The sequence below is a fragment of the Paenibacillus sp. N3/727 genome, from assembly GCF_022637315.1.
GTDB lineage: Bacteria > Bacillota > Bacilli > Paenibacillales > Paenibacillaceae > Paenibacillus_AQ > Paenibacillus_AQ uliginis.
Genome location: NZ_CP093336.1, coordinates 1,444,969 through 1,462,481 on the forward strand (window position 1 = coordinate 1,444,969; position 17,513 = coordinate 1,462,481).

Consider the following 17,513-nt stretch of genomic DNA (forward strand, 5'->3'; position numbering starts at 1 on the left):
AGGAATATGGAAGAAAGACGTTTTCGGTTGGGAAATTTTTGATAAACCCTTGTGGCTGTAGTAAAATCAGGGCATAGAAGGAATATAGAACCTTGATTCTTCTAGGGTTTGACCTTAACAAGAGTTGTATTGAAATATGATGCGCCCATACTGGACTTTGTTGACTGTTAAACCTTAACAAGAGGTGTATTAGAATATACTATCAGCCTCAATGTGTTGACATAGAAGTAGTTTGAACATAACAAAAAAGAAAATCGTGCATACAGTCCAAACGCTCCTCCCAAGCATTGAATGCTTTAAGAGGAGCGTTTTATTTATCAAATATGTTTGAATCTTCATCAAAGAGTCATTATATTGATGCTTCTGATTAAAACCGATTAATCGAGACACCGTGCCCATTCGGTTTAATAAGCATTCCGAATTGCTCTGCAATGAACCGGATAGGCACGAACATGTTGTCTCCATAAACCACAGGAGCAGTATCGATCGTGACGGGTTGTTCGTTCACCTTCATTTCCAAAGAGCCGGCAGTCAATACGATAGTGTCTCTGTCATGCTTTATGGTCACAGTTTGAGCTTTCTGATTCCACTGTACCTCTGCTCCAAGCAGTTCGCTGATCACCCGCAACGGGACAAAGGTACGTCCATTGCGTTCATACGGTGTAGCCGGTAGTTCTACAAATTTGCCAAAAGCATAAGAGAACTTGGTTTTTCTAAGCAGCAAAATGTCCGGAAACGGGGTGAAGTTGGTATAACTGACTTCTGTACCTTGCTCCTCCAGCCGAGCGAGAATAGAAGCGGCCGGTGCATCACTGCGGGTATCGATGACATTATTTACGAGCGAGACGGATTTTAGCTTATTCTTGTTTTCCAGACCTTGAAGCGAGAGAAGCCGGTTATTCTGGAATTCCGCCTGCTTCAGGTGAATCAAATCTTTTAGTGGCTCCAGTGATTCAATCTGATTGTAGCTGGCTTTTAAAATCCGAAGCTCGGTCAGATGTTGCAGAGGCTTCAAGGACTTCAAGCGGTTTTCTGACACATTCAGAATCTGCAGCTGCTTCATGCCAGTAAGAGGGGTCAGGTCTTCAATCTGGTTATTCACCATCGAGAGCTCTTGCAGCTTGATCAGGCTTGCCAGCGGTTTAATATCTGTAGCGTTAAAATAATCAATATTTAGCTTGCGTAAATTTTTGAGCGTGCTTAAAGCCTTTAAATTGCCGTTGCCGGAACCGCCAAGTGTCAATTCCTGCAGCGCGGTTAGATGACTTAACGGCATAATGTCTTCCATGGAATTCATGTACAGGTTCAATGTTTTCAACTTATTCATTCTCTTTAATGGGGCGAGTCCGCTGCCTTGGTTTAGTTGATTCCAGGACAGGTTAAGATATTCCAGATTAGTCAGGTTCTGAAGCGGCTCCAGATTTTCAATGATATTGGAGCTTAAGTCAAGTGAAGTCAGTCCGGTCAATGTCTCTATTCCTTTCAGTAATTCCAGTGATACACCGGTTAGAGACAACTTCTTTAGCTTCTTCAATTCTTTTAGCTCGGTGATATCCTTAATGGTATGCATAACAACCGGATCGTGCCTTAGCTCAATATGAAGAGATTCCAGATTACGAAGGTAGCGAAGTCCTTTCAGATTCTTAATTCCGGTTAGGGGGCTGCTGACTCCAGGACGCTTAGCCTTTTTCGCGAGCATAGCATGAACCTCGTTTGTATCAATGGAGGTAATTTTGTCGACATCACTCTGGGTGATTGTGCCGGTGGGCTTGTCGATATAATGACGGACGATCAACTCAAGCATAGGATCGGGAAATGATATACCCTGCGCGGTGGTTGATTTAGCCGCCGTAGTGTTACTGGGTAATAGTACTAGCACCAGAAGCAGGAGAAGCGAGGTACAGCCAATTTTTTTCATACATAAGCTCCTTATTTAGGGATATGAGTCTACAAATATAAACGTCTTATTTTACAAAATGTTGTTTTGAAGGAATTATTTTATATAGTGGATATCCTCTAAAATCAGAACATTGTGTGACCATGCCGGTTTCAAAGGCTTCTGTATTTTTATTGGTTGATTATTTTTGTTACACTTGGTTACAAGTTGAAGTTAAGAGAATGCCAGAGAAGCTGTTAACCATAGAGGGGAGTGGGTAGAGTGGCATTTGTGTCTATTAAAAATGAATATAAACGCTATCAGATGGGGGAGACCACCATTGTAGCAAATGACGGGATTGATTTTGAAATTGAAAAAGGTGAGTTCGCAATTATTGTAGGTCCCAGCGGCGCGGGCAAATCTACAGTACTGAATATATTGGGAGGCATGGATACAGCAGATGAAGGGCAGGTTCTGGTGGACGGTACAGACATAGCCCGGTTTAACAGCAAAGAGCTTACAGGGTACCGCCGAACGGATGTCGGATTTGTGTTTCAGTTTTACAATTTGGTGCCGAACCTTACGACAAAAGAAAATGTTGAACTCGCTTCTCAGATATCCCCACGTGCTTTAGATGCGGAGCAGGTACTAAGAGATGTCGGGCTGGGAGAGCGGCTGAACAATTTTCCGGCACAGCTCTCCGGTGGAGAACAGCAGCGAGTGGCGATCGCAAGAGCACTTGCCAAGCAGCCCAAGCTGCTCTTGTGTGATGAGCCGACTGGAGCACTGGACTATAACACAGGTAAGCAGGTACTGAAGCTGCTTCAGGATACATGCCGGAATACCGGAACGACGGTTATCGTTATTACCCATAACTCGGCAATCGCGCCTATGGCTGACCGGGTCATTGAGATCAACAACGCAAAGGTCCGGAAAATCGTGCAGAACCCGAATCCGGTCTCAGTCGACCACATCGAATGGTAAGGGGCTAATTAATTGAAAAAAAGAGCATTATGGAGCGATATTTTCCGGGAAATATGGCGGACCAAGGCGCGGTTTCTGTCTATTTTTGCCATTATCATGCTTGGTGTCGGTTTTTTCGCAGGGATTAAAGCTACTGGCCCTGACATGTTGAACACTGCAGAACATTATTATAAAGAGCTTCGATTGATGGATTTGAAGGTGCAATCTACATATGGCCTGCGGGAAAAGGATATCGATACCCTTGAACAGGTCCCAGGTGTATCGGAGGTGCAGCCTGGTTACAGCGCGGATGTCTTTTTAGGTGACAGCGGACTTATTGCAAAAGTATTTTCCAATCAGCAAGACAATCATCTTAACCGGTATAAAGTAACCTCAGGCAGATTGCCACAATCATCTGGTGAAATTGCCCTCGATGATAACGGTAAGTTGGGAAGCCTTTATAAGCTGGGGGATACGATTACCTTTACGAGTCCGGACCCTGAGGCGGATCTGCAGGATACGTTCGGCAAGGTGAGTTATAAGGTAGTCGGAACCGTCAGAAGCCCTATGTTCATAGGGAATATGGGGCGTGGGAACAGCAGCATTGGCAAGGGAACGGCGGATGTTTTCGTAGTCGTTCCCCAGGAAGATTTCAATCTGTCCGTGTATACCGAAGCTTACATAGACTTTAAGGATACGGCAGATCTTGCACCCTATACCCCTGCTTATGATGATCTTATTGAGAAACATAAAGAGCAGGTGGAGCAAGCGCTCAAGGGACAACCTGAGGAGCGTTTGAAGGAAATTCGGGATGAAGGTCAGGAGAAGCTGGATGAAGCTCAGCTGAAAATCGATGATGCCAAGCAGCAGCTGGCTGATGCTCAGCAGGAGCTTACGGATGCCAAAGCTGAACTGGATGATGGACGTCGGAGCTATCAGGAAGGCGTAGATAAGCTGCAATCGGAGCTGGCGGGCGGACAAGCGAAGCTGGATTCGGCAGCTAGAGAAATCGAAAAGGGCAAGGCAGATTTGGAGCGTAACCGAAAGCGTATCGCCGATGGACAAGCTCAGATCAAGTCAGGCCAAGTGAAGTTAGATGCCCAAAAGAAAACTTCCGAGTCGCAGCTTGCCCAAGGGCAAGAGCTGGTTAAATCACTGAAGCAAATTGCGAAGCTCCCGCCTGATTCGATACCTGCGGAACAGAAGCAGCAGCTTATTGCCGCTTCGGGAGCGGCGGATACGAGGCTAGGGCAGGCTATTACCGGATATTTGAACGGCACGGTGGATGCCACAACATTAAACGGTGCGACCGCCTCTTTTGAGCAGGGACTGAATCAGGGGGCTCAGAAGCTTCGATCCGCCCAGCAGGAGCTGGACACCCGGAAGAAACAGTTGGAAGAAGGACAGGCTCAACTTCGTACTGGCGAACGTGAACTGACGCAAGGCGAGGCGGAGCTTAGACAGGGTCAAGCAGATCTTGCAACGGCTAGACAGAAGGGAGAAGAGAAGCTGGCTTCAGCTAAGGTGGAGCTGGATCAAGGGCAAGCCGAATATGATAAAGGACTTGCTACTTATGAGGAAGAGAAGCAGAAGGCCGACCGGAAAATCGCTGACGGGCAAAAGGATTTGGCCGAGGTACAAAAGGAGCTGGATGAACTCGAGCTTCCCAAGACATATGTGCTTGACCGCAGCATCAATCCGGGATACACCGAGTATAGTGATAACGCGGACCGTCTGGCGTCTATCGCAACCGCATTTCCTGTATTCTTTTTCCTAATTGCAGCATTGGTCAGTCTGACAACGATGACACGTATGGTGGAGGAGCAGCGGCTGCAGATTGGAACACTAAAAGCACTTGGATATAGCAACAGAGATATTATGAAGAAATTTCTGGTGTACGCTACATTAGCTAGTGTTATGGCAACCGCCGCTGGATTGGCTATAGGATATACTCTCTTTCCGAATATTATCTTTAACGCTTACGGCGCTTTATACAACTTGCCGAGTATACGGACAAGCTTCTATACGAGCTACAGTGTTATATCGGTTGTCGTTGCCCTGCTGTGCACAACGATGACTGGGCTTATTGCGGCAAGAGTGGAGCTTCGTAGCAATGCTTCCGTACTCATGCGGCCGAGAGCGCCGAAGAGTGGGCAGCGTATACTGCTGGAACGGATAGGTTTTATATGGAATCGCCTTGGATTTACAGGAAAAGTTACAGCGCGCAACCTGTTCCGTTATAAACAGCGTATGTTTATGACCGTATGCGGTGTGGCAGGCTGTACCGCACTTATCCTGACAGGTTTTGGCTTGAAGGATTCGATTGGGGATATTGCGCCGCTGCAGTTCGGAAAAATCATGAAATATAATACGATGATCGCGTTTCAGGATGACAGCAGCGAGCAGTTGAAGCAGGAGTATAACAAGCTGATTGATAATACGCCGGAACTAACAGGTGTGTTAAATGTAATGCAAGACGCGATGACAGTTTCGGCTAAGGGTGTCAACAATCAGGATGTAACACTGTTTGTTCCAGAATCACCGGATAAGCTTTACGATTTTGTGACGCTGAAGAAGAGGGAATCGGATAAAAGTGTGCCGCTGACTGATCAAGGGGCTGTAGTTACAGAAAAGCTAGCCAGACTTTACGATGTGAAAATCGGAGATATACTGACCATCCAAAACAACAACAATGATCCATTTGAGGTTAAGATAGCAGGTATAACGGAGAACTATGCTATGCACTATCTGTATATGACGCCTGCATACTATGAATCGGTCTTTGGTAAAGATCCGGAAGTAAACACACAGCTGTTGACATACAAGGATACCAGTTCGGAGTGGGAGGATGCTTTTGGAGAAAAGCTGACCGCGAATAAACGGGTTGGCATGGTGAGTTTTACGAGCGGAGTAAGCAGCGCTTTTGAAGACACTATGGACAGTATGAATGTTGTTGTAGTCGTACTTATCATATCTGCAGCAGCTTTGGCTTTTGTTGTACTGTACAACCTGACCAACATTAATGTGTCGGAGCGGATTCGAGAGCTGTCCACCATTAAAGTGCTGGGCTTTTACGATAAGGAAGTTACCATGTACATCTACCGGGAGAATATGATTCTGACCGTGCTCGGTATAATCGCAGGCAATTTCCTAGGGATATGGCTTCACGGGTTCGTGCTGCAAACAGCTGAGGTGGATGCTATGATGTTCAGTAAGACCATCGAGTGGATGAGTTACGGCTATGCTGCCGCGTTGACTCTGCTGTTCTCGGGTATCGTAATGCTGTCCATGCATTACAAGCTGAAACACATCGATATGATTGAAGCGTTGAAATCGGTGGAGTAGAAAATGGGGCTTCCCAGGTCAATGGACCTTTAGGGAGAGCCCCTTTCTTACTATTTTATCAGCTGCCGGAACGCCCGATTCAGAATATGGGTCATCTGCATCATTTCTTTTCTAGTGTTATAAATGCCGGTTAACAGCATTTCTCGCTCGATTTGATGCTTGAATTCCAGAAACAGCTCTTGCGCTTTGATCAAAATGTCTATGGTTGCGATCTGATCGCGGTTGTCGTCTGATTTCAGGTAATGAATCAGGTTTACCACCTTGACGATGTTTAGAGCAACAGCCTCTTGTGGAATCTGGCTCAGTATTTTACCAACGGCATCCAAGGCGACCACACCGAGCAGACTGCTACCGCCGACAAGTACAGTCATACCGCCCACCATCCCGACGCCTGCAGCAATCGATCCGCCGCCGAGCATCGTGAGACCTGCTGTCGTGGCCGCAGCACCGGAAAGGCCAAGCAATCCTCCAACAGCGGGCGCGATGACGGGCAGGGCGAGTACAGCCGCAATCGATCCGACACCCACGAGGTCAGTGATGCCCCATTTGAGCATTTTTCCACCTTCATCTTTAATATCTTTAAAAAACTTTTCCGTATTTTTATAAATTTTTTTGCCCCATGGGCCGAATCCGCACAGGTGGGAGATCTTATCGATATGAGCTTCAAAGTTGGTTTCCTCACCGGCATCTTTGAAGTGATCCATATCGTAATAGATCGGTGTATGTATGACTTCTTGCATGATGAGAAACAGCTGTATCCGGCCTTCGGCCGTTGCGTTGAAATCGTTAATCAGCTGCTCAATTGCAGCATCCCTAAGAATTTCCGGTAGCGGGATCAGGTTTTTGGCTTCCCAGTACGCCTTCCATTCTTCTTTTTTACGGATTCGTTCAAGCATCTTGGAGGCTGCATGGTTCTTATGTGCCTTGTTCAGTGAGTGAAGGATACCGTTCTTTTGCGCGATATTCTGCTGTTTTTCTTCAATAACTCTGAGTCCATGATATTCATACGCGAGATCTTCATCCATCCGAAATTGGACCAACTTCTGAATCAAGGTGTATCCATCTTCATTTAATATGAATGTCTGCGGTAGTTTCATTGCATCATCTTCTTTCCGAGTTGCTATCTATTATATCGAAGAAATAGAGGCGAAAATTTAGCTCCCTGCCCGGTGCTGCTACAATTCCCCAATAAAACCTTCTCTCTCCGCAAGGGAGAGTAAGAAGCTTGTTATCAAAGCTAACGCTTTGATAACATAAAATTGGAGATAACATAAATTTAAAAAATCCTTTTCTAACCGATTAAGGCGGAAAAATACGTTATAATATACATATTAGCAGTGGAACGAACTAGTAATGCTACTAAAGAGGCCTTCGCTTAAAACGTGCAGCATCAGGGCCAACAGTCGGAGGTATGTGAATGGGTATAGTCTTTTCCTTTTTAAAGAAGTACCGAGTTGCCGCAATAGCGGCTCTTACGATGATGTTGATTGAGCTTTCGCTGGAATTGGTCCAGCCGCTCATCATCTCCAAGATTATTGATGACGGCATACAGCAGGAGAATTTGTCGGTTGTATGGATGTGGGGAGGCATACTGACGTTTAGTGCGCTGATCGCATTCGGGGCGGGAGTTGCGAGTTCTTTTTTCGCCGCACATACGAGCCAGGGGCTCGGATACGATATGCGGGACAGGCTGTATGACAAGGTGCAGTCTTTTTCATACTCAGTGTTTAACCGTTTTGCGACCTCGTCTTTGATTACGCGGCTGACCGGGGACGTTACGCAAATCCAGGATACGGTGTTTATGGGGCTGCGGTTTATGACCCGGGTGCCACTTGTGGTGACTGGAAGCATTATTATGGCACTTGTAGTCAACGTCCGTTTGGGAGTGTGGCTTGTGCTGACGGTACCCGCGCTGTTTATTTTTATCGCCTGGGTTATGAAAAAAGCGGCCGTCTCTTTTCGTAATGTGCAGCAGCGGCTTGATGCGGTGAACGGCGTTATTCAGGAAAACTTGACGGGAATCCGGCTCATTCGCGTTTTTGTCCGGATGGGACATGAGATCAAGCGCTTTGCTGATTCCTCGGAGCGTCTGATGAAAGGGACGGTATCCACGCTACGGATGACAGAGCGGACGATGCCTTTCATACTGATCGTCATGAATGCTGCGATTATGGCGGTATTGTGGTTTGGCCGAAAAGATATCATCTCCGGCAGCGCTTCAATTGGTGAAGTGGTTGCCGTACTGAACTATACTTTGCGTTGTATAGGTGCCATGTCAGCTTTATCCGGTCTGGTCATGGTGCTGTCACGAGCCCGTGCGTCGGCTCAGCGTGTACAGGAGGTTTTGGATACGGAGAATGATGCCTATGAGAACCAGATGTCTGGACCAGAGGCGGGAAAGGTTGGAGCAAAGCCTGTTCAAGGCTCGGTAAAATTCGATAATGTCAGCTTCAGCTACCCGGGCAGTGATATCGCGGTGCTTACGGACATATCGTTTCAAGCTCGCCCCGGTGAGCGAATCGCAATTATGGGCGCGACTGGCTCTGGAAAATCTTCGGTCGTTCAGTTGATTCCGCGATTATACGAGGAAGATTCCGGGGCTGTATACATCGACGGAGGGAAAGCGAGTGAGTTGGACCCGGACCGGCTCCGGAGAAGTATCGGCTACGTTCCGCAAGAAGTGCTGCTGTTCTCGGGAACGGTAAGGGACAACATCGCTTGGGGCAGAGAAGACGCGAGCATGGATGAAATTGTAGACGCTGCCAAAAGAGCGCAAATTCATGAGACGATTGAACGTCTTCCAAAAGGGTATGAAACGATGCTTGGCCAGCGGGGCGTGAATTTGTCCGGAGGCCAAAAGCAGCGTCTGTCGATTGCGCGGGCACTCGTGCGCAAGCCTGCCATTTTGATTCTCGATGATAGTACAAGCGCTTTGGATGTACGGACAGAAGGAGCTCTCTTAGACGCGTTAAAAGATCTTTCATGCACGACTTTCCTCATAACACAGAAGATCAGTTCTACTACATCAGCGGACCTGATTCTGCTGCTGGATGACGGACGTTTAATTGCACAAGGAAATCATGAAGCGCTGATGACAGACTCCTTGCTGTATCGCCGCATTTATGAGTCTCAATACGGGGAGGAGGCACAACATGTTCAAAACATTCACTGAACCGTTCCGTCATCCGAGGCCGAAGTTTGAGCTGGGGGAAGGCAAAGGCATATTCAGTCGGAAGTCTAGTGCCAAAGCAAAGAATTGGTCGGCCACACTGGGACGGGTATGGTCATATCTGGCGCGCCGGAAGGGCAAGCTCTCCCTTGTCCTGTTCATGGTGCTGCTCAGCTCGGGATTGGCGCTTTTGGGGCCGTATTTGATTGGCGTTGCCGTGGATGAATTTTTGGAAAACGCCAGCAAAACCGGGGGATCCGCAGGGCCTTCATGGATATATTTTTTGATCGGACTCGCGGTCGTATATGTGCTTCAGGCGCTCACCACCTGGCTTCACAACATATGGATGATTGGGATCGCACAAGAAACGGTGTATCGGATGCGAATGGATCTGTTTTCACATCTGCACCGGCTCCCGATCCCGTTCTATGGAAAAAGACAACAGGGTGAAATTATGAGCCGTCTGACCAATGATATCGAAAATGTAAGCTCCACACTGAATAGCTCTGCGATTCAGATCTTCTCTAGTGTGCTGACATTGGTCGGCACGTTGTCGGTCATGCTGTGGCTTAGTCCGCTGCTGACACTGCTCACATTTCTGGTAGTGCCGCTTATGGCGGTTGGTATGCGCTGGATTACGCGCCGTACAGGCCCCCTGTTCAAGGAACGGCAGCGCAACTTAGGGGAGTTGAACGGTTACATCGAAGAGACACTCTCCGGGCAGCGCATTATTAAAGCGTTCTCCCAAGAGGATCGGGTCATCCGTGAGTTCGGGGAACGTAACGCCAAGATCCGGATATCCGGCTTTTGGGCACAGACGATATCGGGTTTCATTCCAAAGCTAATGAATGGTCTGAACAACCTTAGCTTTGCGATTGTAGCCGGTATTGGCGGTATTATGGCCATTAAGGGCTATATCACGATTGGAGTTATCATTATTTTTGAGAGCTATGCAAGGCAGTTCACAAGACCGCTGAATGATCTGGCGAACCAGTGGAATACGCTGCTGTCTGCCATCGCAGGGGCAGAGCGGGTATTCGAAGTGCTTGATGAAGAGGTAGAGGCCAAAGATGAAGGTGCTGCCGTAAAGCTCGAAAGTGTGAAGGGGGCTGTCTCCTTCAAAGACGTCTCTTTTTCGTATGAAAAAGACGGTGACACGCTGGAAAGCATCACATTTGAGGCGAAGCCCGGAGAGATGATCGCCTTGGTCGGACCGACTGGAGCAGGCAAAACGACATTAATTCAGCTACTGTCACGGTTCTATGATCCGGATGGCGGGATCATTACGCTGGACGGACGTGATTTGTCGTCAATCCAGCGGGAGAGTCTGCGGTCATATATGGCATTCGTATTGCAGGATTCATTTCTGTTTGAAGGAACGATCCGGGACAATATCCGTTTCGGACGGCTTGATGCAAGCGATGAGGAAGTCGAAGAGGCCGCAAAGCTTGCTAATGCACACTCTTTTATTATGCGTTTGAATGATGGGTACGATAAGGTGCTCAAGCAGGGAGGAAGTGGAATCAGCCAAGGCCAGAAGCAGTTGCTCGCCATTGCCCGGGCAATTCTCGCCAATCCTTCCATGCTTGTGCTGGATGAAGCGACCAGCAGCATTGATACCGTGACAGAGATCAAGATTCAAGAAGGATTGCAGCGTCTTATGAAGGGACGAACGAGCTTTGTTATCGCGCACCGGCTGAACACAATCCGCCAAGCAGACCGAATATTGGTGCTTAAAGAAGGACGGCTGCTGGAACAGGGATCACACGATGATCTGCTGAAGCGGGGTGGATTCTACAGCGAGTTGTACCACAGTCAGCTGAAGCGAGCTGCCATGTAAAAGTTAGCTTGAGAGTTTTATATTTAAATTACAAAGCCACCGTTGACAAAGGCGCTATAAGGCCGGTTTCAACGGTGCTTTAAGTTTATCTGGAACGGAGGTGGATGAATTTGCGACAAATGAAGTCGTTAAATGAAATTAATCAGGTGATCGAGAACGAACCGCTCGTCCTACTCATCATTAAAACCGGTCAATGCGGTGTGTGTGAATCTGTGGAGGCTAAGGTTTCCCTTATGCTGGAGTCTCGGCCTAGCGTGAACGGCATTTACGTATATATGGAGGATGCTCCTGATGTGGCCTCAGCGTATTTGGCGCTCACCGCACCGACATTACTGTTATTTTACGAGGAAAAGGAAGTATACCGTATCGCTCGCTTTGTCCGCTTTGACGAGCTGGATCATGTGTTGTCACAGTACGAGGAATTACTTAAATAGTAGGGTAATAATACAACGCCGGATGGACAGGTTTGGTTCCTGTTACCGGCGTTTTTTGTTAGGTACGTTTTTTAAAATGATATCGATTGCAAAAAATATGTTGCCTCTTGTGGAATGATTTGGTATGCTATTGTCCTTCTCTCATTTTCGCCTTGTCTGAAGTGGGCGGGTCCGCCGTCCAAACAACTTATCGGAGGTGTCACATGCTTTATTTCACGCTGGCTTCCAAAGCCTATGCCCGGAATTTGCAATACCGGGGCGCGCACATGATCCATAACATTGCGAGCGCTATGTTTGGTTTCATGTACGCTTGTATCTGGATCGGTCTCGGAGCCGACTACACGCTTGGAGAGTACGGAACGCAGGGAATGGTGAGTTACATCGCTTTCACCCAATCTGCGCTGTGGATCTCCAGTTTCATCACGAATGGCCTCGGCATCCCTCAATCTGTCAGGACTGGTCACATCTCACTAGATCTGATGCGTCCTGTACACTTGTTTAGTCATTTGATGGCCAGGGAGTGGGGACAGATTGCCTATCAGTTCGTGTACAAGTCCATTCCGATCTACGTGGTGTATTACTTCGCTTTTTCACTTTCTCTCCCGGAACAAGCTATTTCTCTTCTTTACGCAGCCATTGCTTTGGCTGGAGCCGCCTATCTGTCCATTTGCATTAATTATCTGATCGGCGCGTCCGCTTTGTGGACAACGGAATCTTCATGGCTATATTGGGGTAATCATGCCATGATCAACCTGCTCGCGGGCTTTTTCATTCCGATTGAATGGCTGCCGGACTGGCTGGAACGTATCGCCTGGCTGTCGCCGTATCCTTACCTGCTGTATGTCCCAACACGATTCTATCTTGGTTTAGGTAGCGTTTCCGCCTTATGGGGAACGTTGTTTTGGTGTCTGCTGCTGACGCTTGCCTGCTTGCTGATAACTGGGTTTTTACGTCGAAAGGTGGAGGTGCAGGGGGGATGACGATAAAATCAATGATTTCCTTATACGGTATGCTGATTCGTACGAGTATTAAAAGTCGCATGCAGTATAAGTTCAACTTTATTCTCGCCTCATTTCTGGCCGCACTTATTCAAATTTCCGAATTTCTGATGGTAGCCATCGTGCTGCATAAATTCGGTGCTATTCAAGGCTGGTCCATGTATGAGGTTGGCTATTTGTTTGCGGTGATGACCCTGTCCAAGACGGTGTACCGGACCTTTGCAGATGAAGTGCATCATCTCGAAAAATATCTCGTTACCGGAGAGCTTGATCAGCTCCTGACCCGGCCAATGCCAGTGTTACTAGCACTGATGCCGCAAAATTTTCGCATTATGCTCGGTGAAGTTCTTCAAGGTGGGTTTCTGCTGGTGTGGTCCCTGGGCGGCATGATCGGCAGCGGACAGGCGAGTTGGATCGCTGTCCCGCAAACCTTGTTTATTATCGGCACGGGTGCGGTGATCCTGTTCTCGATCGGGCTTGCGACCGCAACATGCGGCTTTTGGACGACTCGGATCAGCGAACTGCAGACCATTACGGAGGATGCCGCAGGCACGGCCGTCCGCTATCCACTGAGTCTGTACCCGAAATGGATGTCAACCATTCTGCTCGTCATAGTCCCGGTCGGGTTCGTTAACTATGTTCCATCCCTTTACATATTGCGCGGTGAGCTCGGACCCTGGGTGTTTATCGCTACGGCTGTAGCCGCGGGGGTTTGTCTGGCCTTAAGTTTAAGATTTTGGAAATTCGGCATTACCAAATACCAAAGTGCGGGAAGCTAAAGGAGGAGCGAACGATGATTGAAGTTCGGGACATACGCAAGGAGTTTAAAACACCTGTTGTCAAGGAGGGTCGCTTCTCCGGTCTGAGGACCCTCTTCACAAGGGAGTACAAGACGAAGGAGGCCGTGCGCGGCATCAGTTTTCAAGTGGAGCAAGGGGAGTTCCTTGGATATATCGGGCCTAACGGGGCCGGGAAATCCACAACGATCAAAATGCTATCAGGTATTCTGCACCCGACATCGGGCGAAGTGTTAATAAGCGGAATGAATCCGCACAAGGAACGCCGCCACGTTGTGAAAAACCTTGGGGTCGTGTTCGGCCAGCGGAGCCAGCTATGGTGGGACCTGCCAGTTAAAGATTCCTACGATATTCTGGCTAAAATGTACGAAGTGAGCGAAACGGATAAGAAGCGGAGACTCCATCAGTTTTCCGAGCTTCTGGAGCTGCACACGTTCTGGGAAACGCCTGTGCGCAAGCTGTCGCTTGGGCAGCGCATGCGCGCGGACCTCGCCGCAGCCATGCTTCATGACCCGGATCTCTTGTTCCTGGATGAGCCGACGATCGGCCTGGATGTGAACGCCAAACGGAGTATCCGCGAGTTTCTGACACTGCTGAACAAAGATTTTGGCAAGACCGTTCTGCTCACAACACATGACATGGATGATATCGAGCAGCTGTGCAGCCGTGTCATGGTCATCAACAACGGAGAGTTGACGTATGACGGGACGATTCAATCGCTCCGGGATACGATCGGGCTGCCAACTATGATCACCGTTACCTACCGTGGCGCTTTTCAAGTGCCTGATCAGTACGGGATGGAAAGTCAGGCCAAATGGAGTCCGAGTCTATCCGGGACGGTAACTGCTGAGCGGGCACAAACCTCGATCCGCATCGTAAACGTTACGGGAAGCACAGTTACAGTGGAAGCCAACCGCCGAGAGATCAATACGCTAGAAGTGATGAAGGAGCTCGGCAGTTGGGGGGAACTGGACGACATTGATATGAAAGATCCGGATTTTGAGGATGTCATTCATAAGGTGTACTGATATCAATCACAGTTTGAATCAGAGTTCCTGTTAAAATAATGACCACAATTTCAGGCGATCCGGCGTAAATATCGCCTGAACAATATCCCGAACCAGACAAGGTGCACAACTAAACCTATGAATCCTGCAACAATCAACTTTGGCTCATTCCATGGCATGCTGTTGGGCAGCGTAAACAGCTCAGCGACCCAAAAGGTCGGTAGTACGGTCGAGCCCCAGCGCCAGGGCTCTGGCAAGAAGTAAGATAGTACGGGTACAAAAACCAGCAGCCCTCCTATTTTGGATAACGCAAGCCCCTCCACTTTGTTGGACGCAAAGGAAACGAGGAGTAATGCCATGATCGGGCCCTCGATCAGAAGCATGGGTAGAGCCAAACCATATTGAATTGGGCTCCAGGACGTGTAATCGACCATTAGAAAAGCCAGAACAATATAAATGCCGGACAGCAGCGTCGGCAGCGTTAATCGGTGGAGAAAATATCCTTGCTGCGTGATGGGAGTAACAGCATAATAAGCAATTAACTGCTCATCTCTTTCGTCAAGCATCATTAGTCCGGCCATCACACCGATGATAAGCGGAATAAGAAGAATGGAGGTTCCGTATATGATGCCATAATGCGCCGATAATTGGAAATCAGCTGAGAGCAAAAGAGAAGTGATGATGGGCACCCCATATCTAAGCGCCAGCACCAGTAATAAAGGAGCGACAGTGATGAACACAAGCATCGGATCGCGTCCGACCTGTTTTATATCACGTTGCAGCATTTGTACGGCCCGGTTCATACCGTGAGCCCTCCTTTTTTAAAACCCCATAATAATAATTGCATGGACCGATGAGACCAGCCGAAAGCGATGCCGATCCATACGAGCAAAATGATGATCGCAAAGATGGTGTCAACTGTTCGTACCGGTTCAAAAACCGATTGGAGCAGCACAAGCGAGGCACCAGCCGGAAAAAACAAGAAAACCTTGCTTGAAAAGATATGCAGCGTGTCCATAACGGGTAACACCAGAATGGTGGAGACAAGGATCGACGAGAAGAAGAATCCGTTCATGGTATGACAGCGTACTGCAACTCCAAGTCCAACCAAAGTAAAAAAAACGGACGTTAGTATAACAGCGATGATCAGTATTATCATGTTTCGATGAAGACCAAACGTACCAATATGAATGGCAAGGCTGCTCATCAGTGACAGACAAGTTAGTGAAAGTGTTTTTGACCAAATGTATGCTCCAAGCGGATAGGGCGTAACAAACAGATTGTCGTGGATATGCTGTCCTTTTTCGAGTAGGATAAGACCGCCAATAAAAAAGAAGCCGAGCATGCTTGGATCTGAAAACGTTAGGAGTATACTCCACATTGCCTGCTGATTCTCGGGGATCATGTTTAATAGAATGAGATAGGCGATGCTGATCAGCAGATAAGCGGTATAAAAATGATGGCGCAGTTGAAGTTTGATATCCTGCCTCCATGAGCAGAAGAATTGGCGAGCACCGTATTGAAGAGTGGTGGGAGGAGCAGTAGTCTGATGCTTCATGTTAGAGTTCTCCCTGTTACTTGGATAAACAGTTGATCAAGCGTCGCTTCCTGCGTGTGGATCGTCTCGATGGAGCCGCTCCGAAGAAGTAAATGAAATGCTTCGTTATCCGCGATACCGTCCAGCTGATAATCGGCACGCTTGAGCAATGATCCTTCCCTGTACTCCACGGACACTTCCTTTTTTCCTTCTCTCACTTTAAGCTCCCGTGGCGCGTCGATTAGCTTGATCTCACCGTCCACGATAAAAGCGACTCTGTCGCAGATTTCCTCGGCGGCGTGCATGTTATGCGTTGTTAGAATGATGGTTTTTCCAAGAGCTTTTTGCTGCAAAATGATTTCTTTTACGGTGCTTGCGTTCACAGGGTCGAGCCCCGAGGTGGGTTCATCGAGGAACAATATATCCGGCCGATGCATCAGCGCCCGGCATAAGTTCAGGCGCATTTTCATGCCTTTTGAAAAATCGGACACTTTCGTCCGCCCATATTCCTCCAGCGATAACTGAGCGAGTAGATGCTCGGGTTCCTCTGTGGGAACGTTATACAAGGAGCGAAACAGGTTCAGATTTTCCAGTGCCGTAAACTGGCTGTAGAAGTTGGGGAATTCAAAGGCAACGCCGATCGAGTTGTAGTACTCCCGTCCATGGTTCCTCAGCTGCTTGCCCAAAATGCAGACACTGCCTTCGTACTGCTTCAGCATGCCGATCAGTATTTTCTGGGTCGTGCTTTTTCCGGCTCCTGACGGCCCGAGAAACCCGAATATTTCTCCTTGAGGGATATGAAAATTCAAGCCCTTCAGCGTGTAGTGCTTATGACCGGGATAGCGGAAGCGAAGCTCCTTCACATCAATCATGGCTCTATCTCCTTCGTTTCTATAATTAGGCCGTCCGTAATCAAATCAATGAACAGATTCATGGTATCGCGGTAGTGTTTATCCCCGATAAGATGCTTTTGTAGGGACAGTAGAATAAACGAGCGAATCATACTGACGATCACCTCGGGATTTTGCGGTTTAATCCATCCCTGTTGCTGTCCTTTCTTGATCACTGGCAGCAGGTCGTCTGCATCCTTGGTGAAGTTGTTTTCCAGTTTGTCAGCCGGGAGCTTCCGGAATAAAGACTCCGCGAACTCTTCATCGTACAGCTGCCTTAAAAAGGGGTTACTTTCCAGCACGGCAAGTGACTCTCGCAGAAATTGCTTGAAACGTTCACGGCTGAGGGGACCACCGTTAAAATAAGTTTCGGCCATCTGTCCGCGAATCGTCTCTTCTTCCTGCTCCAGCAATTCAAAGTACAGTTCCTCCTTAGATGAATAAAACAAATAGAACGTTCCTTGAGCAATGCCGGCTGCTTTTGTCAGATCGGCGATGCTCGTTTTTTTTAATCCGAATACGGAAAATAAATGCTTTCCTTTTTGCTGCAGATCCAGCCGGATCTTTGCTTTCTCTTGTTCGTTGAACCGGGGCATACTTCGTCTCACACTCCATTATGAACTTGTGAATGAATTTATTTTATATTCACAATTAAAA

Annotated in this window: 14 protein-coding genes; 8 read left to right on the plus strand and 6 right to left on the minus strand. The window is 47.9% G+C overall.

Annotated features, from left to right (window positions below; translation table 11 throughout):
- Window positions 1-367: 367 nt before the first annotated feature.
- Window positions 368-1,918, minus strand: a complete 1,551-nt coding sequence (locus MNQ98_RS06375) for a stalk domain-containing protein (RefSeq protein ID WP_241932437.1) — start codon at window positions 1,916-1,918, stop codon at window positions 368-370.
- Window positions 1,919-2,200: 282 nt separating this feature from the next.
- On the opposite strand from MNQ98_RS06375, the gene MNQ98_RS06380 reads away from it, so the two are divergent.
- Both MNQ98_RS06380 and MNQ98_RS06385 read left to right on the plus strand, forming a co-directional pair.
- Window positions 2,201-2,860 carry an ABC transporter ATP-binding protein gene (locus MNQ98_RS06380; RefSeq protein WP_481856762.1) on the plus strand — a complete coding sequence of 220 codons (660 nt, stop codon included), beginning with the start codon at window positions 2,201-2,203 and terminating at the stop codon, window positions 2,858-2,860.
- A gap of 12 nt (window positions 2,861-2,872) precedes the next feature.
- Entirely contained in the window at window positions 2,873-6,184 is a 3,312-nt protein-coding gene (locus MNQ98_RS06385) for an ABC transporter permease (protein WP_241932439.1), read from the plus strand.
- A 50-nt stretch (window positions 6,185-6,234) separates the two neighbouring features.
- Here MNQ98_RS06385 and MNQ98_RS06390 read toward each other — a convergent pair whose 3' ends face one another.
- A complete protein-coding gene (locus tag MNQ98_RS06390) occupies window positions 6,235-7,281 on the minus strand; it encodes a hypothetical protein (protein ID WP_241932440.1) in 1,047 nt (348 codons plus the stop codon).
- 320 nt (window positions 7,282-7,601) lie between these two features.
- Between MNQ98_RS06390 and MNQ98_RS06395 the strand changes: the two genes are divergently transcribed.
- From MNQ98_RS06395 to MNQ98_RS06420, 6 genes are all read left to right on the plus strand, one after another.
- Window positions 7,602-9,356, plus strand: a complete 1,755-nt coding sequence (locus MNQ98_RS06395) for an ABC transporter ATP-binding protein (protein WP_241932441.1) — start codon at window positions 7,602-7,604, stop codon at window positions 9,354-9,356.
- Complete coding sequence (locus tag MNQ98_RS06400; RefSeq protein ID WP_241932442.1) at window positions 9,337-11,193, plus strand: ABC transporter ATP-binding protein; 1,857 nt, start codon at window positions 9,337-9,339, stop codon at window positions 11,191-11,193. Before MNQ98_RS06395 ends, MNQ98_RS06400 begins: the two co-directional genes overlap by 20 nt.
- A 119-nt stretch (window positions 11,194-11,312) precedes the next feature.
- Window positions 11,313-11,627: a thioredoxin gene (locus tag MNQ98_RS06405; protein WP_241933861.1), complete on the plus strand. Its 315-nt coding sequence runs from the start codon at window positions 11,313-11,315 to the stop codon at window positions 11,625-11,627.
- Between the two features lie 203 nt (window positions 11,628-11,830).
- Window positions 11,831-12,607: an ABC transporter permease gene (locus tag MNQ98_RS06410; protein ID WP_241932443.1), complete on the plus strand. Its 777-nt coding sequence runs from the start codon at window positions 11,831-11,833 to the stop codon at window positions 12,605-12,607.
- Window positions 12,604-13,404: an ABC transporter permease gene (locus MNQ98_RS06415; protein ID WP_241932444.1), complete on the plus strand. Its 801-nt coding sequence runs from the start codon at window positions 12,604-12,606 to the stop codon at window positions 13,402-13,404. The genes MNQ98_RS06410 and MNQ98_RS06415 overlap by 4 nt, the downstream gene beginning before the upstream one ends.
- 14 nt (window positions 13,405-13,418) lie before the next feature.
- Window positions 13,419-14,450, plus strand: coding sequence for an ABC transporter ATP-binding protein (locus MNQ98_RS06420; RefSeq protein ID WP_241932445.1), 1,032 nt, complete (start codon window positions 13,419-13,421; stop codon window positions 14,448-14,450).
- Between the two features lie 50 nt (window positions 14,451-14,500).
- Here MNQ98_RS06420 and MNQ98_RS06425 read toward each other — a convergent pair whose 3' ends face one another.
- The 4 genes from MNQ98_RS06425 to MNQ98_RS06440 are packed head-to-tail and all read right to left on the minus strand — an operon-like array spanning window position 14,501 to window position 17,452.
- A complete protein-coding gene (locus MNQ98_RS06425; protein WP_241932446.1) occupies window positions 14,501-15,232 on the minus strand; it encodes a hypothetical protein in 732 nt (243 codons plus the stop codon).
- Entirely contained in the window at window positions 15,229-15,987 is a 759-nt protein-coding gene (locus MNQ98_RS06430) for an ABC transporter permease (RefSeq protein WP_241932447.1), read from the minus strand. Before MNQ98_RS06430 ends, MNQ98_RS06425 begins: the two co-directional genes overlap by 4 nt.
- Window positions 15,984-16,838, minus strand: coding sequence for an ABC transporter ATP-binding protein (locus tag MNQ98_RS06435; RefSeq protein WP_241932448.1), 855 nt, complete (start codon window positions 16,836-16,838; stop codon window positions 15,984-15,986). The genes MNQ98_RS06430 and MNQ98_RS06435 overlap by 4 nt, the downstream gene beginning before the upstream one ends.
- Window positions 16,835-17,452, minus strand: coding sequence for a TetR/AcrR family transcriptional regulator (locus MNQ98_RS06440; RefSeq protein ID WP_241932449.1), 618 nt, complete (start codon window positions 17,450-17,452; stop codon window positions 16,835-16,837). Before MNQ98_RS06440 ends, MNQ98_RS06435 begins: the two co-directional genes overlap by 4 nt.
- Window positions 17,453-17,513 lie beyond the last annotated feature (61 nt).